Genomic DNA, 20,994 nt, shown 5'->3' with positions numbered 1-20,994 from the left:
GCAAGCCCCGCCCCGCCAACCCTTCGGAACTGCTCCATGTTCAAGGCATTACGCTATCTTGGCTGGCCCCTGCTCACCGGTGTGCTGTTCGCGCTGCTGATCATCTTTCGCTTCCCGCAGTGGGTGGGGTTGCCCAGCCAGGATGTGAACCTGCAGCAAGCGCCGCAGACCGCCACCGTCACCCAGGGCCCGGTCTCCTACGCCGACGCCGTTGCTGCGGCCGCCCCTGCGGTGGCCAACCTCTACACCACCAAACAGGTGAACAAGACCTCGCATCCGTTGTTCGAAGACCCGCAATTCCGTCGCTTCTTCGGAGACAACATGCCCCGCCAGCGCCGCTGGGAGTCAAGCCTGGGCTCGGCGGTGATCATGAGCCCGGAAGGCTACCTACTGACCAACAACCACGTCACCAGTGGTGCCGAGCAGATCGTGGTGGCGCTCAAGGATGGCCGTGAAACCCTGGCACGGGTGATCGGCAGCGACCCGGAAACCGACCTTGCAGTCCTGAAGATCGACCTGAAGAACCTGCCATCGATCACCATCGGCAGCTCCGACAACATTCGCATCGGCGATGTGGCGCTGGCCATTGGCAACCCCTTCGGCGTCGGCCAAACCGTGACCATGGGCATCATCAGCGCCACCGGCCGCAACCAGCTAGGCCTGAACACGTACGAAGACTTCATCCAGACCGACGCGGCGATCAACCCGGGCAACTCCGGTGGCGCGCTGGTCGATGCCAACGGCAACCTCACGGGCATCAATACCGCGATCTTTTCCAAGTCAGGCGGCTCCCAAGGCATTGGCTTCGCCATTCCGACCAAGCTGGCTCTGGAGGTGATGAAGTCGATCATCGAGCACGGCCAGGTGATCCGCGGTTGGCTCGGCATCGAAGTCCAGCCGCTGACCCCCGACCTGGCACAGTCCTACGGAATGAAGGACAAGCCCGGGATCGTGGTATCAGGTGTGTTCAAAGGCGGCCCGGCGCAAAAGGCTGGCTTGCAGCAGGGTGATGTCATCGTGGCAATCAATGGCGAGCCTGCCGCCGACGGGCGCAAGTCGATGAACCAGGTCGCCCGCACGCATCCCGGTGAGCGCATTGGTATCGAGGTAATGCGTAACGGTAAATCGTTGAAGCTGACTGCCGAGATCGGCCTGCGCCCGCCGCCAGCACCGGCGGCGAACCCAGAGCAGGGTCAGGACCAGAACTAGGGCCGGCGCGCGCCGCGCCAGCCGATTACCGGCATGCGGCGGCGACGATCAGTGCCTTCATCTCGGCCACGGCGGCTGGGAAGCCAACGAACAATGCATGGGCCACCAACGCGTGGCCGATGTTCAGTTCGTTGATGCCCGCGATGGCGGCGACCGCCTCCACATTGTGATAGTGCAAGCCATGGCCGGCATTGACGATCAGCCCCTGCTGCAGGCCTAACGCCACCCCGTCGGCAATGCGCTTGAGCTCTGCGGCTTCTTCGCCGGGCGTATGGGCATCGGCGTAACGGCCGGTGTGAAGTTCGATCGCCGGCGCACCTACCGCTCGCGAAGCTTCGATTTGCCGCGGGTCGGCGTCGATGAACAGCGAAACCTCGCTGCCAACCGCACTTAAACGTTGCACGGCTGCTTCGATACGAGCGCGTTGCCCGGCGACATCCAGCCCGCCTTCGGTGGTGAGCTCCTGGCGAGTCTCGGGCACCAGGCACACATGGGCCGGGCGCAGGCGCTCGGCGAACGCGAGCATCTCCTCGGTCACGCCCATCTCGAAGTTCATGCGGGTTTGCAGCACATCCTTGAGCAGCAGCACGTCGCGATCCTGGATATGCCGGCGATCTTCGCGCAGGTGCACGGTGATGCCATCGGCGCCAGCCTGCTCGGCGTCCAGCGCCGCCTTGACCGGGTCAGGGTAGCGAGTGCCGCGGGCTTGGCGCAGGGTGGCGACATGATCGATGTTCACGCCCAGCAGGATGCGATTGGTGTTGGTCACGACGGGTCTCCTGTGTGTCGAGCGCACAGGATATCAGGGCTTGCGGAACAGTTCGCGGCTCACCAGCGGGCGGCCGCCCAGATGGGCAGCCAACGCCTGGCGCATCAGCCGCTTGGCAGCGGCCAAGGCACCAGGGGCTTCCCAATTCACTTCAGCCATCGCCAACAGATGCTGGCCGTCGAACACTCCCGGCTGGAACGCCGGCACCGGCTCGAGCCCGGCCTCCGGCCTGAGGCAATATAACCGGCCGGCCTCTATAGGTTCGCCATGCACGTCCTGATCCAGAGCGAAGGCGTATCCCAGTTCGTCGAGCAACCGCCACTCGAAACTGCGCAACAGCGGCTCCAGGCCTCGACCTTCAGCCAGTGCCTGCAAGGTCAGGCAGTAATGCTCGTACAGCGCGGGCTGCGCCACCTCCGCTGGCAGCAGGCGCACCAGCAGCTCGTTGAGGTACAGGCCGCTGAACAACGCATCGCCCAGCAGCCAATGGCCGTTGCCCATCGGCTCCATGCGGCCTACGGTGCGTAATTCGCCGCGCCCGCGCAGCTCCACCTCCAAGGGCACGAAGGGGCGCGCCAGGCTACCCACCTTGCCGCGAGCGCTGCGCAGCACGCCACGCACAACGCCCTGCGCCGACATGAAGTCGACCAGGGCACTGGTTTCACGATAAGGGCGGGTGTGCAGCACATACGCCTGGCGAGTATCGACAAGGCTCATGCGCGCGAGGGATCAGTCCGTGTATCCCAGCGAACGCAGGGCGCGCTCGTCGTCAGACCAGCCACCCTTTACCTTCACCCACAGGTTGAGCATCACCTTGGCGTCGAACAGGGTTTCCATGTCCTTGCGCGCTTCGGTGCCCAGGCGCTTGATGCGCTCACCCTTGTCACCGATGATGATTTTTTTCTGGCCGTCCCGCTCTACCAGAATCAGCGCATGGATGTGCAAGGTACGGCCCTGCTGCTTGAACTCTTCGATTTCGACGGTGACCTGGTACGGAAGCTCGGCGCCCAGCTGGCGCATGATTTTCTCGCGCACCAACTCGGCGGCCAGGAAGCGGCTGCTGCGGTCGGTGATCTGGTCGTCTGGGAAGAAATGCTCACCTTCAGGCAGCAAGTTGCCGATCACGGCCTCGAGGCTATCGAGGTTGTGCCCTTGCTGGGCGGAAATCGGCACGATCTGAGCCTTGGGCAACTGCTCCTGCAACCATTGAAGGTGAGGAATGAGGTCGGCCTTGTCGTCCATGCGGTCGACCTTGTTGACCGCCAGAATCAAAGGCCCTTCCACGTACTGGACGCGTTCGAGCACCAGTTGATCCTCGTCGGTCCAGCGGGTACGGTCGACGACGAAGATCACCACGTCGACGTCCTTCAAGGCAGCCGACGCGGTCTTGTTCATATAGCGGTTCAGGGCCTTGTCATTGGCCTTGTGCATACCGGGGGTATCGACATACACCGCCTGCACCGGGCCTTCGGTCTTGATGCCAAGCATGGTGTGGCGAGTGGTCTGGGGCTTGCGCGAGGTGATCGCCAGCTTCTGGCCAAGGATGTGGTTGAGCAAGGTGGACTTGCCCACGTTCGGCCGACCAACGATGGCCACGTAGCCGCAGCGGGTAGGGGTATCACTCATGGTTGCCATTCTCCACGCCCAGGGCGATCAGCGCCGATGCGGCGGCCACTTGCTCGGCGATACGCCGGCTGGCACCTTGGCCGCGGCTTTTTTCGTTTAGCAGCACCACTTCGCATTCGACGAAGAAGGTGCGGCAGTGCGGCTCACCCTGGATATCGACCACCTCGTATTTGGGCAGATCGCAACCACGCGACTGCAGAAACTCCTGCAGCCGGGTTTTGGGGTCTTTGTTGGTATCGACCAGGGTCAGGCGCTCGAACTCACCCGCCAGCCAAGCCAGCACGCGGGCGCGAGCCACCTCCATGCCAGCATCCAGATAGATGGCGCCGATCAGCGCCTCCAGGGCATCGGCAAGGATCGACTCACGGCGGAAGCCGCCGCTCTTGAGTTCGCCGGAGCCCAGCCGCAGGTAGTCGCCCAATTCGAAGCCGCGGGCCAACACCGCCAGGGTTTCCCCCTTGACCAATCGTGCGCGCAGCCGGGAAAGCTGACCTTCACGGGCCTGCGGAAACCGCTCGTACAGCGCCTCCCCCACGACGAAATTGAGGATTGCATCGCCCAGAAACTCCAGGCGCTCATTGTTGCGCCCGGCAAAGCTGCGGTGCGTCAGGGCCAGGATCATCTGGTCCTGATCCTGGAAGGTGTGGCCGAGCTGTCGCTCGAGCCGGCTTAACGAAACACTCACTGGCTGGTCACGCTCGTATCGTGCTTGAACACCAGAACCAGGTCGATATTGCCGGCCAGGTGTTCACGCTTTTCATAATTGAGATGGGCATTGATTACGCCACCTTGTTCTTCGACGACCAGCACCTGGTGGAGGTCCAGCCCGGAAATGCCATTGACGGTCAGGCCTCGCTGCACATGAGCAATGAAGTCGCCGGGGCCATCGAGGCGCTCATCCTTGTTGGCACCGGCGTTGTCCATCACCTTCTTCAGGGACCAGAAGTCCATGTAATGCGGTACCACCTTCAGCCCGATGGAGAACACGAAGGCCAGCAGTGCCAGGGCGAGAAGCCACCCAACGAGCGAAAGCCCCTGTTGACGCGCGACACTGTTCATCCTTGCCTCCGTGGCGCCAAGGCGCCGGTCACTTGATCATGCCGACCCGCAAGAACGAAGGGAAATGGCTGAACACCGGGCTCGGCCAGCTCATCCATATCGCGAACGCCTTGCCGACGATGTTTTCGTCCGGGACCATGCCCTGCATGTCACGAGGAATGCTGGGGTCATCCCAGTAGCGGCTATCGTTCGAGTTGTCGCGGTTGTCGCCCATCATGAAGTAATGCCCGGCGGGCACGGTCCACTGGCTGCCCGCCCTTGTCGGGCGTATGGCTTTGTGGATCAGGTGCTCGACATCGCCGATGCGCTCCTTGTACACAGCGATGTCTCCCAGTTCGGGGTCATAGGCCGTAGACAGTTGCTGGTCGGTGATCAATTGGCCATTGACGTACAGATGCTTGTCGTCAGTGTAGCGAATAGTGTCGCCCGGCAAGCCGATGACGCGCTTGATGTAGTTGACGCTCGGGTCGGAGGGGTAACGGAACACCATCACGTCGCCCCGGGCAGGCTGCCCAACCTCGATGACCTTCTTGTCGATCACCGGCAGGCGAATACCGTAGGCGAATTTATTCACCAGAATGTAATCGCCCACTTCCAGCGTCGGAATCATCGAGCCGGACGGAATCTGGAAGGGCTCGACCAGAAAAGAACGCAGCACGAAGACGATGAACAACACTGGGAAGAACGATTTGCCGTACTCCACCAGCACCGGCTCCTTGCCAAGCTTCTCCAGCACCTGCGGCTCGGGCTCGGCGACGCTGCCTTCATAGCGGGCGATCGCGGCCCGGCGCCGCGGCGCCAGGTAGACCAGGTCAAGCAGGCCGAGTACGCCACACACGGCTACGGCAATAACAAGCAACAGCGGTAGATTCAATGACGACATAGGACCTGATCATTCCAACCTGAGCACAGCAAGGAAGGCCTCTTGTGGAATCTCCACGTTGCCTACCTGCTTCATGCGTTTCTTGCCGGCCTTCTGCTTTTCGAGCAGTTTTCGTTTACGGCTTACATCGCCGCCGTAGCACTTGGCCAACACGTTCTTCCTGAGGGCCTTGACAGTGGTCCGGGCGATCACCTGGCCGCCAATGGCTGCCTGGATGGCCACATCGAACATCTGCCGAGGAATCAGCTCTTTCATCTTCTCGGTCAACGCACGCCCTTTGTAGTGGGCGTTGTCGCGGTGCACGATCAATGCCAACGCATCGACCTTGTCGCCGTTGATCAACACGTCCAGACGCACCAGGTTCGCCGACTGGTACCGATCGAAATGGTAGTCGAGCGATGCATAGCCACGGCTGGTGGACTTGAGGCGGTCGAAGAAGTCCAGCACCACTTCGTTCATCGGCAGGTCATAGCGCACTTGCACCTGGCTGCCGAGGAACTGCATGTCGCGCTGCACGCCGCGCTTTTCGATGCAGAGCGTAATCACGTTGCCCAGGTGTTCCTGTGGCACCAGGATGGTTGCCTGTACGATCGGCTCGCGGAAGTCCTCAACCGAAGACACATCCGGCAGCTTCGACGGGTTGTCGACGTAAATCGTTTCGCCGTTCTTGAGCTTGAGCTCGTAGATCACGCTTGGGGCGGTAGTGATCAGGTCGAGGTCGTACTCACGCTCCAGCCGCTCCTGGATGATCTCCATGTGCAGCATGCCAAGGAAGCCGCAGCGGAACCCGAAGCCCAGAGCGTCGGAGCTTTCCGGGGCGTACTGCAAGGAGGAGTCGTTGAGGGTGAGCTTCTGAAGCGCCTCGCGGAAATCCTCGAAGTCGTCGGAACTGGTAGGGAACAAGCCCGCGTATACCTGTGGCTGGATGCGCTTGAAGCCTGGCAACACGGCTACTTCGGGCGTGCTGGAAAGCGTCAGCGTGTCGCCCACCGGCGCACCGCCGATGTCTTTGATACTGGCAATGATAAAGCCCACTTCACCAGCCTTGAGCTCGGCGGTGCTGGTGTGCTTGGGCGTGAACACACCTACCGAGTCGACCAGGTGCACCTTGCCGGTGGACTTGACCAGGATCTTGTCGCCTTTCTTGACGCGGCCCTGGCGAACACGCACCAGCGAGACCACGCCCAGGTAGTTGTCGAACCAGGAGTCGATGATCAGCGCTTGCAGCGGCGCATCGATCTCGCCGGTAGGCGCCGGGATGACCTTCACCAGCTGCTCGAGCACTTCGATCACGCCCATGCCGCTCTTGGCGCTGCAGGGCACGGCATCGGTAGCATCGATGCCGATGATCTTTTCGATCTCGTCCTTCACCCGATCGGGTTCGGCCTGGGGCAGGTCCATCTTGTTGAGCACCGGCATCACTTCCAGCCCCTGCTCGATGGCGGTGTAGCAGTTAGCGACCGACTGTGCTTCAACGCCCTGCCCTGCATCGACCACCAACAGCGCGCCTTCGCAGGCCGCCAGCGAACGGCTGACTTCGTAAGTGAAGTCGACGTGGCCGGGGGTGTCGATGAAGTTCAGTTGGTAGGTCTTGCCGTCTTGCGCCTTGTAATTAAGCGTGACGCTGTGGGCCTTGATAGTGATGCCACGCTCGCGCTCCAGGTCCATGGAATCGAGCACCTGGGCTTCCATCTCGCGATCGGCCAGGCCACCGCACAGCTGGATGAAGCGGTCAGCCAGCGTCGACTTGCCGTGGTCGATGTGGGCAATGATGGAAAAGTTGCGGATATGGCTCAAATCACTCACGGATCAGCACTCGAAATGGCTTGGGGCCGGGCGCCCGACGAAAATAGCCGGGCATTGTAGCAGCTACAAGCTCGAAGCTGTAAGTCTGAAGCTGCAAGCAGCCAGGCGCCCGCTTGCAGCTTCAGAGTGGAGGCTTTTACTGCGCCAGCTTGAAGGTAATGAAGCTGGCGCGGCCCTGACGAACCACACGCATCGACACCGAGCGGTTTTTCGGCAGCGCCTTGGCAACCTCGGTGAACTGCTTGGCTGAGGTGACCGCCTGGTTGTTCAAGTGAGTGATGACATCGCCTGGCTGTAGGCCAATCAGCGCGGCCGGGCCGTCCTGAACGTCCTTGATCAGCACACCGTTCTGCACATCGAGCTGCTTTTTCTGATCGGCGGTCAGCTCGGCGACCGAAACGCCAAGGCGGTTGCTGTCGCGCTGGATCTGGCCGTCAGGGCCAGCGCTGGCGCCGTCTTCGCTGTCGTCATCCGGCAGCGCACCCACGGCGACCTCGATAGTGCGGTGCTTGCCTTCACGCACCACGTCGAGATTGGCCTTGGCACCAGCCTTCAGGCCGCCCACCAGATGGGGCAGGTCTGCAGACATGTTGATCGGCTGGCCATTGAGGCTGAGGATCACGTCACCGACCTGCAGGCCTGCCTTGGCGGCCGGGCCATCGGGCATCACTTGGGCCACCAGTGCACCCGCAGGCTTGTCGAGCCCGAAGGATTCAGCCAGGTCACGATTGACCTCCTGAATCACCACGCCCAGCCAGCCACGGTTGACCTTGCCACCCTTCTTCAACTGATCCGCCACATCCAGCGCCACATCGATCGGAATTGCGAAGGACAGCCCCATGAAGCCACCGGAGCGAGTGAAGATCTGCGAGTTGATGCCCACTACCTCGCCGTTCATGTTGAACAGCGGGCCACCAGAGTTGCCCGGGTTGATGGCCACGTCGGTCTGGATAAATGGCACATAGGAATCGTTCGGTAGGGTGCGCCCCTTGGCGCTGACGATGCCTTTGGTCACCGAGTGGTCGAAACCGAAAGGCGAACCGATGGCCAGGACCCATTCCCCAACCTTGAGCTTGTCGGAGTCGCCCAGCTTCACGGTGGGCAGGTCTTTGCCATCGATCTTGAGCAGAGCCACGTCGGTGCGAGGGTCGGTGCCGACCAGCTTGGCCTTGAGCTCGCTACGGTCGGAGAGACGCACTACGATCTCGTCGGCGTCTTGGATGACGTGATTGTTGGTCAGCACGTAGCCATCAGGGGAGATGATGAACCCCGAGCCCAACGACTGCGCCTCACGCTGGCGATCGCCACGAGGCGAACGATTGCGCGGCATGTTCCGCTCGAAGAACTCGCGGAACATCGGCGGCAGCCCTTCTAGGTCGGGCATCTGGCTGGACGCCACGCCACGGTCGGGGAGTTTCTGCGTGGTACTGATATTGACGACCGCCGGCGAAGCCTGCTCGACGAGGGTAGTGAAATCTGGCAACGCCTCAGCCTGTGCGGTAGCCAAGTGGCCCAGCATCAGCACAGCGGCGAACAGTGAGAGGTAGTGTTTCATGCGAGGTATCGACATACGGCTCCCGTGCACACGAGCGTGATTGAGCATTGGGGCCCGAGCCCCGAACGCATTGACCTAAAAAACAGGAGAGTTTGCAACAATAGCTTCGCACCTTTCATTTAGTGTTTTGCAACATGAAATGAATTTAAGGCCGCGCGCTTCGCCGATAGGTGGCGATCATTGCCTGGCCTGGGTTTCCAGAGGGTGCATCGACAGGGCAATTCGTTCCGCCGCGCCCAGTGGTACCTCGCCCACGACAGTGATCATGACATCACCTTTAGGCGTAACCTGGCGACGCGAAACGGCGACGGTAGCCCCTAATTGAGCCCGCGCATCGCTAGCCTCCCCCGTCACAGGCTCAAGAAACACCGAGACATTCGCCAGCCCATCGCTGTACATCAGGTGGGTCACTGGCAAGTGGCTGGCCTCATCAGGCCGAACACTGCTTGCGGTGAGCTCGAAGCCGGCGGGTAGCCAATCTGGGCGCCAGCCCAGCGACGCCGCCGGAACAACCTCGGCAGCGGGCGCGCGAGCGTCACGAACCGCCACGCAGTCAACACTGGCAGCCATGTCCTGCGCGCTCGGAGGGCTAGGGTCGAAATGGGTGAACTGAAAACGCTCTAGCAATTGGCCACGTTCGTTGATAAGCAGCGATTTGAGGGCTAACCCCGTTTGCTGATCAAGGTACAGTTCCAAAGCATAGCGGTTGGGGTCGTGCGGGCTGAGCGTGACAATCACCGCCGGCCGGCCGGCCACGCGGGAATAGCCAGCGACTTTCAGGTCGTACCAGCTCATGAGGGTCAGCGGGTCTGAAAAGCCACCCACAACGCCGGGGGGCATACTCATCGGTTGGGAGGCGCCAGCACTTATGCATGACGGGGTGGCACCGACGCGGACCACTTCCTGCGCCGGCCCATCCAGTTGAAGGATGCGCTCGGTGAAACCCGTACGCGTAGCATGATGCCAGATTGAGTGGGTGGAAAAACTGCCACCCTGCTCATACACGAACGTACCCTGATACCCCTGCTGAAACTGAGCTTTATCCAGACGCTCAAGCCACTGCGTCGCATCGGTGGCTGCCTGAGCCTTGATGGCCAGGCAGCCTGCAATCAATAAGCCACAGAAGAGGGGCAACGCGCGCAAGGCTGATCCTTAGCGGTTTTCCGTGCTCGCAGCGCGGGCGTAAGGCAGGGAAGACTCGGCACCCTTCATGGCTGCTTCCTGCGCGTGCTGACGCAGGTAACCCTGAAGGTGCTCACCTTGCCAGCCGGCTTGGTTCTCCAACACGCCATTGGCCATCGGCCCCTTGGCCGGCTCGGCGCTTTCGGTGTAGTTCGCCAGCACCGCAGGACCATGCGCCTGAGGAGCCACAACGCCCGGCTGGGCGGCCTGCTGTTGGGCAAGCTGCGCGCCGTTGATGTCGTCCTGGTTGTACAGGCGAACACCGGCGAGCACCGCAAAAGTCACCGAAGCAGCGACCGCCAGGCGGCCAAGGCTGCGCCAGCGGCGCGGTTGGGATTGTGCAGGCTGCGCTTCGTCTGCCAAAGCGGCGGACACGGCTGCTGCCAGGTCCAGACGCGGGTTGAGCAAGTCCTTGTGCATTGCAGCGCGGGCAATCTGATAACGGGACCAGGTGGCACGGTTTGCTTTATCGTCGATGGCATTCAACACACGACGTAATTCGAGTTCGTCCGCTTCGTTATCCATTACCGCGGACAGCGATTCCTGCAATGCTTCACGACTCATGGCGGTTCCTCTTTGGGCTGTTGCCGCTGTCTCAGGTTTCCTGCAGCAAGGGCTGCAGAGCTTTGTCGATGGCTTCCCGAGCGCGGAAAATCCGAGAGCGCACGGTGCCCACCGGACACTGCATCACGCTCGCAATGTCCTCGTAACTCAAACCGTCGAACTCACGCAGCGTCAACGCCGTACGCAGGTCCTCGGGCAGCTGCTGGATGGTTCGATGGACAGTGCCTTCGATCTCATCCCGCAACAACGACCGCTCCGGAGACTCGAGATCCTTGAGGCCATGGTCGCCGTCGTAGAACTCCGCATCCTCAGAACTTACATCGCTATCCGGAGGCCTGCGTCCACGAGACACCAGATAGTTCTTCGCCGTGTTGATGGCGATACGGTAAAGCCACGTATAGAACGCGCTGTCACCGCGGAAGTTGCCCAGCGCTCTGTACGCCTTGATGAACGCTTCCTGCGCGACGTCCTGAGCCTCATGGGTGTCGTGCACGAAGCGCACGATCAACCCGAGTATCTTGTGCTGATACTTCAGCACCAATAGATCGAACGCTCTGCGGTCGCCGCGCTGTACGCGCTCGACCAGCTGCTGATCTTCTTCCTGGGTTAGCATGAACACTCCTCGTTGTGCTCGCTGGAGCACCGCAAAGGCCGCGTATCAGGCTTGCAACCATAGACTCGGGCTTTTCGCAAAAGTTCTCCCCTCCAGCAAGTTTCCGTGGCCAACACTGCAAGGCTTTACGGAAAACGCAGCGCCGCCAGAGGCAGCCTGCGCTCTATCTTTATATTGACGCTCCGCCAGGCGTCAGCATCGATCGCAGGGCGGGCGCTGCGTCCGTTCGAAAGCGCAACCCCCTATGGATTGCGACGCCTCAAAAAAAGTTCCACCACCTTTGTAGCCGATTTCCTACACCGCAAGTGCAATACGCAATAGAGGGAGGACGGTTTTAGAGTGGCGGCACAGGGGGCGGCGCTGCTATAAAGAGCCCGTTTAGCCAGGCCCTTTGATTCCACGGTGCCACTAGGGCGCGCGCTCGTATTCTGCCGCCAGCTGTCGCGGTACGCCAGTGCCGGTTTGCCAAGGTGTGGTCCCTGTCAATAAGAAGCCGCTCAATTCCCACAGTGGCCCTATGGAACACGAGCATGAGTCAACATTTGCAATTCGATGTGCTGGTCATCGGCAGCGGCGCTGCGGGCTTGAGCGTGGCCTTGACCCTTCCCGACCACTTGCGTGTTGCCGTCTTGAGCAAGGGCGACCTCGCCAATGGCTCGACCTATCGCGCCCAGGGCGGTGTTGCAGCGGTATTGGACGACCGCGACACCGTCGACTCACATGTGCAGGATACCCTGGTTGCCGGCGGCGGCCTGTGCAATGAAACGGCGGTACGCTTCACCGTCGAGCACAGCCGCGAGGCCATCGAGTGGCTCATCGAGCAAGGCGTGCCCTTCACCCGAGACGAAGACACGGCCCCGCAGGAGCGGCATTTCGAATTCCACCTCACTCGCGAGGGTGGCCACAGCCAGCGGCGTATCATTCATGCAGCGGACGCCACGGGCGCAGCGATCTTCGACACCTTGCTCGCACGCGCGCGCCAACGCCGCAACATCTGCCTGCTTGAACAGCGGGTAGCGGTAGACCTTATCACCGCCCCGCGCCTTGGCCTGGAAGGTGAGCGCTGCCTGGGCGCCTACGTGCTGGACCGCGCCAGCGGCCAGGTCGATACCTTGGCGGCTCGCTTCACTGTGCTCGCCACCGGCGGGGCGGCCAAGGTCTACCTTTACACCAGCAACCCCGACAGTGCCTGCGGCGACGGCATCGCCATGGCCTGGCGCGCCGGCTGCCGGGTGGGCAACCTGGAGTTCAACCAGTTCCACCCCACGTGCCTGTACCATCCTCAGGCCAAGAATTTTCTGATCACCGAGGCGCTGCGAGGTGAAGGTGCGGTGTTGCGCCTGCCCAACGGCGAACGCTTCATGCCGCGCTTCGACCCCCGTGAAGAACTCGCCCCCCGCGATGTAGTGGCGCGCGCCATCGATCATGAAATGAAGCGCCTGGGCCTGGATTGCGTCTACCTGGACATCACCCACAAGAGCCCCGAGTTCATCAAAGGGCATTTCCCTACGGTATACGAGCGCTGCCTGAGCTTTGGTATCGACATCACCCGCCAGCCCATCCCGGTGGTGCCGGCCGCGCACTACACCTGCGGTGGCGTGCTGGTCGACGCTGATGGCCGAACCGACTTGCCCGGCCTTTACGCCGTAGGGGAAACCAGCTTCACCGGGCTGCATGGCGCCAACCGCATGGCCAGCAACTCTCTGTTGGAGTGCTTCGTTTACGCACGTTCCGCCGCATTGCACATCGAACATCATCTGGCCGAGGTGGCCACGCCCCCTACTCTTCCCGCCTGGGATGCCAGCCAGGTGACCGACTCGGACGAAGACGTGATCATCGCCCACAACTGGGACGAGCTGCGCCGTTTCATGTGGGACTACGTCGGCATCGTTCGCACGACCAAGCGGCTGCAACGGGCAGCGCACCGGGTCAAATTGCTGCTAGGCGAGATCGACGAGTTCTACAGCAACTACAAAGTCAGCCGCGACCTCATCGAGCTGCGCAACCTGGCTTGCGTGGCGGACCTGATGATCCGCTCGGCGCTGCAGCGCAAAGAAAGCCGGGGGCTGCACTACATGCTCGACTACCCCCAGCAATTACCCCAGGCCTGCGATACGGTGCTGGTTCCCCGCTAACGCTCAAATGCTGCGGGTCACGCCGCCATCGACCTTGATGTTCTGCCCGGTGATGTAGGCAGCACCGCTGCTTGCGAGAAAGGCAATGGTTGCAGCGATCTCATCACTGTGGCCATAGCGGCCCAGCGGAACGCTGTCGCGGCGCTGCTCCGTGGCCGGCAGGCTGTCGATCCAGCCGGGCAGCACGTTGTTGATACGAATATTATCCTTGGCATAGGTGTCGGCGAAGATCTTGCTGAATGCCGCCAAGCCACTGCGAAACACCGCAGAGGTCGGGAACAGGTCGACCGGCTCGAATGCCCACGCCGTAGAAATATTGATGATCGCACCACCGCCCTGGCGCTGCATGATCGGGGTGACCAAGCGGGCCGGGCGGATGACATTGAGCAGGTAGGTTTCCATCCCCAGGTGCCAATCGTCGTCGGTGATATCCAGGATCGGCGCACGTGGGCCGTGGCCGGCACTGTTGACCAGCACATCCACCCGCCCCCACTGGGCCATGGCCACATCCACCAGCCGTTGTAGATCTTCAACCGACCGATTGCTGCCGGTGACGCCGACCCCACCCAGCTCTTGAGCAAGCGCCTCACCCTTGCCAGAGGATGACAGCACCGCCACCTCGAACCCATCAGCGGCCAGGCGCCTCACCGTGGCCGCCCCCATGCCGCTGCCTGCGGCTGTGATTATTGCAACTTTCTTCTGTGCCATATGGCCTCCCACGTCGCATTGGCTGGATACAGGCAGCAGCCTAGCAGTGAGCTGCAGCCGGCAGAGAGGCAGCCGGCGCTGGCTTAGGCGATAGAAAAACTACTGCTCAGTGCCGCCTGCTCACGTAGCCACTGCCTGAGGTATGCCAGCGCTTGGGCAGGGTGGCCCTTTCGCGGCCAGGTGAGGTAGAAATGCTTGTCGACTGTCAGGGCCTGATCGAACACCTGCACCAGGCGGCCGCTGCACAGGTCTTCATGCACGAAGAGGTCAGTGACGAGCGCCACACCCTGGCCGGCCAAAGCCGCCTCGATGGCCAGCGCGGTCTGGTTGAAGCGCAGGTTACGCTTCGCGGCCTGCGCCCGGCCAAAAAGCCGGGCGAGGTAGCCAGGCCAGAAATTGTGGGCATCGTGCAATAGAGCCAGCCCTTGCAAGTGGTCAAGATCACTTGGCGCCCCGCCAGCAGCGAGCAGCGCAGGGCTCGCAACCGCAATCACACGCTGCTCGAAGAGCAGCTCGGCGTCGATGCCGGGCCCAAAAGGCGGGCGGCCATAACGCACTGCTATATCCACGCCGTCGGTGTGAAACCGTGACAACTGGTCGGTGGCCAGCACTCGCAGGTCGACGCCGGGGTGGGCCTGGGTAAACGCGCCCAGGCGGGGAATGAGCCATTTCGAGGCGAAGCTTGGGGTTACGCTGATGGTCAGGCTCGCCGGCTGTGGGCGCAGCGCTCGGGTGGCCTCCTGCAGCATCGCCAGCGCATCCCGCACACTCGTGCTGTAACGGCGGCCGGCATCGGTCAACCCCAGGCCCCGCGGTAGCCGGTCGAACAACCTTATGGCCAGCGCTGCTTCAAGCCCCCGGACCTGCTGAGCCACCGCGGCCTGGGTCACGCCCAGTTCATCTGCCGCCAGGCGAAAATTCAGATGCCGCGAGACCACCTCGAACACACGCAGCGCGTTGAGTGAGGGCAGGCCGGCGAATGGCTCAGGCACTGGCCGGTACCGCCCAGCGCCTGCGCCCGAATCGCAGATGCACCCTCAGGCGTCGATGGGCGTCGGCGGGCAGGCTCCCGGGCAACACGCAGACGCTGCGCACCCACCCTCGCCCGCCTATGCGGTAGCGCACAACTACCAGCGAACGCAAGGCGATGATGTCTCGGCGCAACTCTACCGAATGCCAGCCACGCGCTTGGCTGTAAAGCCACCAGCCGCGGCGGTCGTGCCGCAGCCCGGTGACTGACTCGCGGTGAGCCAACAGCACATGACGAGGCAGGCCCCAGGCGGCACACGCCAGGCAGGCAAGGGCCAACAAAACTTTGAGGATGAAGGGCAAGGCAAGGCTCAGGCTGGCGAGCACCGCCAGCGCCAGCATCAGCAGGCTGGCACCCAACAGCCGCGGCGAGGCACGCCAGCGGCACGTGAAGGCTTCACTTGGGCTGGACACGGTCCAGAATCATGCGAACCATGCGCTGCAGCTCTGGGTCGGGGGACTCACCGCGCTCCATGAACCAGACGAACATGTCCTGGTCTTCGCACTCCAGCAGGCGGCGGTACAGGTCGCGGTCGGCCTCATTGAGCTGGGCATAGGCTTCCTGTACGAAGGGCACCAGCAGCACATCAAGTTCAAGCATGCCACGCCGGCTGTGCCAATACAGGCGGTTGAGTTCTACGCTGTCGACCATGAGGCCCTCCTCGGAAAGTCGAGCATTATAGCGCTGCCCGCAGGCTGCGACACACTTGCCGAAGCGCCGTGCAGTAACATTGTTCATCCACACTCGGTAGGTTTTTTGTTCCACGGGCCTTATCATGGCGGCCAATCATTACGAGTGCCACGTGTCCATGGCCGATTCTGCCTTCTTCTGCCCGCTGCCTCACGAAGGCGTGCTCGCCGTTCGCGGCTCCGATGCACGCAAGTTCCTGCAAGGCCAGCTGACCTGCAACCTCAATTACCTCGACGAGCACACCGCCAGCCTGGGCGCACGCTGCACGCCCAAGGGCCGCATGCAGTCGAGTTTTCGCATCCTGCTCGACGACGGCGGGTGCCTGTTGGCCATGGCCAGTGAGCTGCTTGGCCCGCAATTGGCTGACCTGAAAAAATATGCAGTCTTCTCCAAGGCCACCCTCACCGATGACAGCGCACTCTGGCAGCGCTTCGGCGTGCAGGGCGGCGAAGCGGCGTTGGCTGCACTGGGGCTGGTGCTGGGTGACGGTGAAAACGCCGTGGCCCGTGCCGAAGGTCGGATCGCGGTGCGTGCCAGTGCAGGCCGCGTAGAGCTTTGGGTGCCCGCCGAGCAGGCGGAGGCTGCCCTTCAGGTACTCGGCACGCACCTGCCAATGGGCTCGCTCGACGCCTGGCTGCTCGGCCAGGTGCGCGCTGGGGTCGGGCAAGTGTTCGAAGGCACTCGCGAGCTGTTCATCCCGCAGATGATCAACCTGCAGGCGCTGGGCGGCGTGAGCTTCAAGAAAGGCTGCTACACCGGTCAGGAAATCGTCGCGCGCATGCAGTACCTGGGCAAGCTCAAGCGTCGGCAGTATCGCCTGCGCCTGGCCAGCAGCAACCTGCCCGCACCGGGCACACCGCTGTTTTCGCCCGTGCACGCCAGCGCTGTGGGCGAAGTGGTGCTGGCAGCTCCCGCCGAGGGCGGCGTCGAGCTGCTGGGCGTGCTGCAGGCCGATGCTGCCGAGAGTGGGGAAATCTACTTGGGCGAAGCCGGTGCCAATCCACTGGCCCTGCTCGATCTGCCTTACGAACTGGATCGCGACCGCGAAATCCAGCGCTGATCGTTGCTGTTCTGCAGCCCAGGGGGCATAGGTTAGAGTCGATGATCACCACGCTGGCTGAAACGGTTCAAAACGATCTGCTCGAGGCCATCGAGCACGACAGCCTCACCTTGCCCACCTTGCCCGAAGTGGCACTGGAGATCCGCCGTGCGGCCGAAGACAGCGAAATCAGTGTCAGTGCCCTGAGCCGCGTTATCGGCCGCGACACTGCGTTGAGCGCGCGCTTGATCAAGGTAGTCAACAGCCCGCTGCTGCGCCGCCATAGCGAGGTCACCAGCCTGCATACCGCCATCACTCGGCTTGGGGTGAACTACACCTCGAACCTGGCCACCGGGTTGGTGATCGAGCAGATCTTCAACGCACGCTCACCGGCAGTGGAGCGCACGATGCGCGAGTGCTGGGCCACCAGCGTTGCCGTGGCGGGCCTGGCCTATGAGCTGAGCCGCCGCACCCACAAGCTCAAGCCCGACCAGGCGGCCTTGGCCGGCATGGTGCATTTGATCGGCATGCTGCCCATTCTTACCTACGCCGAAGACCACAACGACCTGTTAGCCGACCCGGTGTGCCTGAACCACATCATCGACAACATCCACCCCCTGATCGGCAGCAAGATCCTGCGCAGCTGGGATTTCCCGCGAGCGCTGGCCGACGTGCCGCTGTTTCATCTGGACGTCCAGCGCGAGCAGGCCGCCGCTGACTACGCCGACCTGGTTCAGGTCGCGTCGCTGCTGAACCGCCCGCTAGAGCAAAGGCCCACCCTGAACAAGCTGCCGGCCTGGCAGCGGCTTGGCATGGACGACCTCGACCCGCCGTTGCTGAGCAGCGAAGTGCAGCAGGCCAAAGCCTTCCTGGCCTGAATCACGGGAATGTCACGCGCACCCGCAGCCCGCCGCTTGCGCCGTCATGCAGGCTGATTCGCGCGCGGTGGGCACGGCAGATCTCGCCGACGATCGCCAGCCCCAGCCCGGTTCCTTGCCCCCCGTGCCGATAGAACCGCTCGAATACACGATCGCGTGCGTCAGCAGGTATGCCGGGGCCGTCGTCCTCCACTTCCAGAATGCCCGGCGCCAGCGCCCGCAGAATTACAGTTCCGCCGGGCGGCGTGTGTGCCAGGGCGTTGTCCAGCAAGTTGCTGAGCAGCTCGTGCAACAGCGTCGCTTCCCCGCGTATCTGCACCTCGGGTTCAGCTTCCAGAGCCAGGGCGATACCGCGGGCATGGGCCAACGCCGCCATGGCCAGGCCCTGTTCGCGGGCCAGCTCATCCAGTGACAACCAGGCTACCCCGCCCTCGGCAATGGCCCTTGCGCCGTGCTCAACACGGGCCAGTGACAACAGTTGATTGGCCAGGTGAGTGAGCCGATCAGTGCCTTCCACGCTGGCCTGCAGCGTAGCGCGCCACTGCTCGGGCGCCTCGCCCCGCAGGCCTAACTCCATGCGGGCCTTGAGCGCGGCCAGCGGCGTGCGCAACTCGTGGGCGGCGTCGGCGATGAACTGCGATTGGCGCTCGAACTGCTGGCGCAGCCGCTCGGTGAAATGGTCGATGGCTTCGACCAAAGGCTCCAGCTCGCGCTGGGCATCCACGCGAGGCAACGGTTGCAGGTCGTCCGGCTGGCGCGCCTCCACCGCCGAGCGCAGCCGCTCCAGCGGGCGCAATGCGCCGCTCACCGTGATCCACACCAACAACACCGCGCCGGCACCCAGCATGCCAAGGCGCAACAAGGTGTCGGCCATCAGCCCGCGAGCCATACGTACGCGGGCCTCTTCGGTCTCGGCAACGCGTATCTCCGCCATGCCGACCATGTTCGGCTCGCTCACCGCCTTGAGCAGGCTGACCACCCGCACGTCCTGGCCCTGGTAACGCCCGTTGTAAAAACGCGCCAGCGCCGGGTAGTCATCGGTTCGCGGCGTATCGGCCGGGGGTCCGGGAAGGTTTTCGTAGCCTGAGATCAAACGGCGATCGATACCGTTGACCTGGTAGTAGATACGCCCGGCGCTGTCATAGGCGAAGGTGTCCAGCGCCACATAGGGCACATCAACACTGAGGCTGCCATCGCGCTGGGTCAGGTTGGCGGCGATGGTGCGCGCCGACGCCAGCAGGGTGCGGTCGTAAGCGGTGTCGGCGGCCTCGCGCCCGTTCCAGTAGGCCGAGAGCCCGCTGGCGAACATCAGCACGGTGAGCAACCCCACCAGGTTGCGAAGCAGCCGCCAGCGCAGGCTGCCTGGCTCACGCATCGCGCGCCTCCAGCAGATAGCCCAAGCCGCGGAAAGTAACGATCGCCACCGCCTGGCCCAGCTTCTTGCGCAGCCGGTGCACGTAGATCTCGATGGCATCGGCGCTGGCGTCCTCGTCCAACCCGAATACCTGGCTGGCCAGCTGCTCTTTGCTCATGACTCGCCCTGGCCGGGCAATCAGTGCCGCCAGCACCGCTTGCTCGCGTGAAGTGAGCACCAGCGGCTGGCCCTGCAGGGTAAAGCGCCGGCTATCGACTTCATACACCAGTTGCCCGCAGCGCTGGCTGCGTTCTCCCCCGAGCAGTGTGCGGCGCAGCAGGGCCTTCACCCGGGCTTCGAGTTCGCTCAGTTCGAAAGGCTTGGCCAGGTAGTCGTCGGCCCCCAGGTTGAGGCCATGCACACGGTCCTTCACGTCGCTGCGGGCGGTGAGCATCAGCACCGGCAAGTGCTGGCCGCGGTCACGCAGGCGCTGCAGTACCTGGAAGCCGTCCAGCCGCGGCAGGCCGACGTCGAGCACGGCCATGGCGTAGTCTTCGCTGGCCAGGGCGTGGTCGGCAGCCAGGCCGTCATTGAGCACGTCGACAGTCAAACCCTCTCCCTTGAGCATCTGGGCCAGGGTCTCTGCCAACTGTGGGTGGTCTTCGACCAGCAGCACGCGCATGCTTGTTCTCCGTTGTTCTAGCGGCTCGCTGGGGGCGAGTTTACCGGGCTGGCGAGCAACGCCAAGCCGGGTGAGGAGCGCAACTGCAAATATTTCAGATTGAAAGGCTGGTGAAAGGTTGGTCGTTTAGCGTCAACTGACGGCCCCCATGGGCCGGCCGAACCTCACAAAAACAACAAGAGTCGGAGACGTCATGAAGACTTTCTTGCGCCCCCTCGCACTGGCACTCGGCTGCACAGTGCTGGCCCCCTCACTGATGGCCGCCGAAGAACCCAAACGCCCCGAATGTATCGCCCCAGCTTCCCCGGGCGGCGGGTTCGACCTCACCTGCAAACTGGCGCAAAGTGCGCTGGTCGACTCCAAGATCCTGAGCAAGCCGATGCGTGTCACCTATATGCCAGGCGGCGTGGGTGCAGTGGCCTACAACGCCGTGGTTGCCCAACGCCCGGCCGATGCCGGCACGCTGGTGGCGTGGTCCAGTGGCTCGCTGCTCAATCTTGCCCAGGGCAAGTTCGGCCGCTTCGACGAAAATGCCGTGCGCTGGCTGGCCGCCGTCGGCACCAGCTACGGCGCCATCGCGGTCAAGAAAGACTCGCCGTACAAGAACCTCGATGACTTGGTCCAGGCCTTGAAGAAGGACCCCGGCAGCGTAGTGATCGGCTCTGGCGGCACCGTCGGCAGCCAGGACTGGATGCAGACCGCGCTGGTGGCCAAAGCTGCCGGCATCGACCCACGCAAGCTGCGCTACGTTGCCCTGGAAGGGGGCGGCGAGATCGCCACCGCCCTGCTCGGTGGCCACATCCAGGTGGGCAGTACCGACATCTCCGACTCCATGCCGCACATCGAAAGCGGCGACATGCGTATTCTGGCGGTGTTCTCCGACAAGCGCCTTGACGAGCCGGCGATGAAAGACATCCCGACCGCGAAGGAACAGGGCTACGACATCGAGTGGCCAGTGGTGCGTGGCTTCTACCTGGGGCCTAAGGTCACCGACGAAGAATACGCCTGGTGGAAGGCGTCCTTCGACAAGCTGCTAGCCTCCGAGGATTTCGCCAAGCTGCGCGACCAGCGCGAGCTGTTCCCCTTCGCCATGACCGGCCCGGAACTGGACGCCTACGTGAAGAAACAGGTGGCCCAGTACAAGTCGCTGGCTCAGGAATTCGGCCTGATCCAGCAGTGACAGCCCCCAGCGCCCGGGCTGCCGGGCGCCCC

At 62.9% G+C, this 20,994-nt stretch carries 22 protein-coding genes; 5 read left to right on the top strand and 17 right to left on the bottom strand.

What is annotated here, in order from left to right:
* Positions 1 to 36 precede the first annotated feature (36 nt).
* Positions 37 to 1,209, top strand: a complete 1,173-nt coding sequence (algW, locus tag F474_RS07895; RefSeq protein ID WP_097088868.1) for a Do family serine endopeptidase AlgW — start codon at positions 37 to 39, stop codon at positions 1,207 to 1,209.
* 25 nt (positions 1,210 to 1,234) lie between these two features.
* Here the strand turns inward: algW and pdxJ are convergent, their stop codons facing one another.
* The 11 genes from pdxJ to rpoE form a co-directional block, all read right to left on the bottom strand.
* The gene (pdxJ, locus tag F474_RS07890; RefSeq protein WP_097088866.1) at positions 1,235 to 1,978 is read right to left on the bottom strand and encodes a pyridoxine 5'-phosphate synthase; all 744 of its coding nucleotides are present in this window, start codon (positions 1,976 to 1,978) and stop codon (positions 1,235 to 1,237) included.
* A gap of 33 nt (positions 1,979 to 2,011) precedes the next feature.
* Entirely contained in the window at positions 2,012 to 2,695 is a 684-nt protein-coding gene (gene recO / locus F474_RS07885) for a DNA repair protein RecO (protein ID WP_097088864.1), read from the bottom strand.
* 12 nt (positions 2,696 to 2,707) lie between these two features.
* Positions 2,708 to 3,604: a GTPase Era gene (era, locus tag F474_RS07880; protein ID WP_097088861.1), complete on the bottom strand. Its 897-nt coding sequence runs from the start codon at positions 3,602 to 3,604 to the stop codon at positions 2,708 to 2,710.
* On the bottom strand, positions 3,597 to 4,289 hold the full coding sequence (rnc, locus tag F474_RS07875) for a ribonuclease III (RefSeq protein WP_097088858.1): 693 nt from the start codon (positions 4,287 to 4,289) through the stop codon (positions 3,597 to 3,599). The genes era and rnc overlap by 8 nt, the downstream gene beginning before the upstream one ends.
* Positions 4,286 to 4,663, bottom strand: coding sequence for a DUF4845 domain-containing protein (locus F474_RS07870; protein ID WP_097088856.1), 378 nt, complete (start codon positions 4,661 to 4,663; stop codon positions 4,286 to 4,288). The genes rnc and F474_RS07870 overlap by 4 nt, the downstream gene beginning before the upstream one ends.
* Before the next feature lie 28 nt (positions 4,664 to 4,691).
* Positions 4,692 to 5,546: a signal peptidase I gene (gene lepB, locus F474_RS07865; RefSeq protein ID WP_097088853.1), complete on the bottom strand. Its 855-nt coding sequence runs from the start codon at positions 5,544 to 5,546 to the stop codon at positions 4,692 to 4,694.
* A gap of 9 nt (positions 5,547 to 5,555) precedes the next feature.
* The gene (gene lepA, locus F474_RS07860; protein WP_097088851.1) at positions 5,556 to 7,352 is read right to left on the bottom strand and encodes a translation elongation factor 4; all 1,797 of its coding nucleotides are present in this window, start codon (positions 7,350 to 7,352) and stop codon (positions 5,556 to 5,558) included.
* Positions 7,353 to 7,488: 136 nt separating this feature from the next.
* Positions 7,489 to 8,907 carry a DegQ family serine endoprotease gene (locus F474_RS07855; RefSeq protein WP_256577839.1) on the bottom strand — a complete coding sequence of 473 codons (1,419 nt, stop codon included), beginning with the start codon at positions 8,905 to 8,907 and terminating at the stop codon, positions 7,489 to 7,491.
* 177 nt (positions 8,908 to 9,084) lie between these two features.
* Positions 9,085 to 10,050 carry a MucB/RseB C-terminal domain-containing protein gene (locus F474_RS07850; protein ID WP_097088845.1) on the bottom strand — a complete coding sequence of 322 codons (966 nt, stop codon included), beginning with the start codon at positions 10,048 to 10,050 and terminating at the stop codon, positions 9,085 to 9,087.
* Between the two features lie 9 nt (positions 10,051 to 10,059).
* On the bottom strand, positions 10,060 to 10,653 hold the full coding sequence (locus tag F474_RS07845) for a sigma-E factor negative regulatory protein (protein WP_097088843.1): 594 nt from the start codon (positions 10,651 to 10,653) through the stop codon (positions 10,060 to 10,062).
* Positions 10,654 to 10,684: 31 nt separating this feature from the next.
* Positions 10,685 to 11,266, bottom strand: a complete 582-nt coding sequence (rpoE, locus tag F474_RS07840; protein WP_003252049.1) for an RNA polymerase sigma factor RpoE — start codon at positions 11,264 to 11,266, stop codon at positions 10,685 to 10,687.
* Between the two features lie 530 nt (positions 11,267 to 11,796).
* On the opposite strand from rpoE, the gene nadB reads away from it, so the two are divergent.
* Positions 11,797 to 13,401 (top strand): L-aspartate oxidase, encoded by a 1,605-nt coding sequence (nadB, locus tag F474_RS07835; protein ID WP_097088841.1) that lies wholly within the window; start codon positions 11,797 to 11,799, stop codon positions 13,399 to 13,401.
* 3 nt (positions 13,402 to 13,404) lie between these two features.
* Here nadB and F474_RS07830 read toward each other — a convergent pair whose 3' ends face one another.
* From F474_RS07830 to F474_RS07815, 4 genes are all read right to left on the bottom strand, one after another.
* The gene (locus tag F474_RS07830) at positions 13,405 to 14,109 is read right to left on the bottom strand and encodes an SDR family oxidoreductase (protein WP_097088839.1); all 705 of its coding nucleotides are present in this window, start codon (positions 14,107 to 14,109) and stop codon (positions 13,405 to 13,407) included.
* 83 nt (positions 14,110 to 14,192) lie between these two features.
* Entirely contained in the window at positions 14,193 to 15,101 is a 909-nt protein-coding gene (locus tag F474_RS07825) for a LysR substrate-binding domain-containing protein (protein WP_256577838.1), read from the bottom strand.
* Positions 15,094 to 15,552 carry a protein YgfX gene (locus tag F474_RS07820; protein WP_097088837.1) on the bottom strand — a complete coding sequence of 153 codons (459 nt, stop codon included), beginning with the start codon at positions 15,550 to 15,552 and terminating at the stop codon, positions 15,094 to 15,096. The genes F474_RS07825 and F474_RS07820 overlap by 8 nt, the downstream gene beginning before the upstream one ends.
* A complete protein-coding gene (locus F474_RS07815) occupies positions 15,536 to 15,790 on the bottom strand; it encodes a succinate dehydrogenase assembly factor 2 (protein WP_097088835.1) in 255 nt (84 codons plus the stop codon). The genes F474_RS07820 and F474_RS07815 overlap by 17 nt, the downstream gene beginning before the upstream one ends.
* A gap of 157 nt (positions 15,791 to 15,947) precedes the next feature.
* Here F474_RS07815 and F474_RS07810 point away from each other — a divergent pair, with 157 nt between their 5' ends.
* On the top strand, positions 15,948 to 16,889 hold the full coding sequence (locus F474_RS07810; RefSeq protein ID WP_097088833.1) for a folate-binding protein YgfZ: 942 nt from the start codon (positions 15,948 to 15,950) through the stop codon (positions 16,887 to 16,889).
* Between the two features lie 44 nt (positions 16,890 to 16,933).
* Entirely contained in the window at positions 16,934 to 17,746 is an 813-nt protein-coding gene (locus F474_RS07805) for an HDOD domain-containing protein (RefSeq protein WP_097089037.1), read from the top strand.
* A gap of 1 nt (position 17,747) precedes the next feature.
* Here F474_RS07805 and F474_RS07800 read toward each other — a convergent pair whose 3' ends face one another.
* Both F474_RS07800 and F474_RS07795 read right to left on the bottom strand, forming a co-directional pair.
* Positions 17,748 to 19,121: a sensor histidine kinase gene (locus F474_RS07800; protein ID WP_097088831.1), complete on the bottom strand. Its 1,374-nt coding sequence runs from the start codon at positions 19,119 to 19,121 to the stop codon at positions 17,748 to 17,750.
* Positions 19,114 to 19,782 carry a response regulator gene (locus F474_RS07795; RefSeq protein ID WP_097088828.1) on the bottom strand — a complete coding sequence of 223 codons (669 nt, stop codon included), beginning with the start codon at positions 19,780 to 19,782 and terminating at the stop codon, positions 19,114 to 19,116. The genes F474_RS07800 and F474_RS07795 overlap by 8 nt, the downstream gene beginning before the upstream one ends.
* A 193-nt stretch (positions 19,783 to 19,975) precedes the next feature.
* Here F474_RS07795 and F474_RS07790 point away from each other — a divergent pair, with 193 nt between their 5' ends.
* Positions 19,976 to 20,962, top strand: coding sequence for a tripartite tricarboxylate transporter substrate binding protein (locus F474_RS07790; protein ID WP_097088826.1), 987 nt, complete (start codon positions 19,976 to 19,978; stop codon positions 20,960 to 20,962).
* Positions 20,963 to 20,994: the final 32 nt, after the last annotated feature.

Origin of the sequence: Pseudomonas sp. URIL14HWK12:I12, assembly GCF_003097135.1 — a bacterium.
Taxonomy (GTDB): Bacteria; Pseudomonadota; Gammaproteobacteria; order Pseudomonadales; family Pseudomonadaceae; genus Aquipseudomonas.
This window is presented reverse-complemented; position numbering and strand designations above follow the sequence as displayed.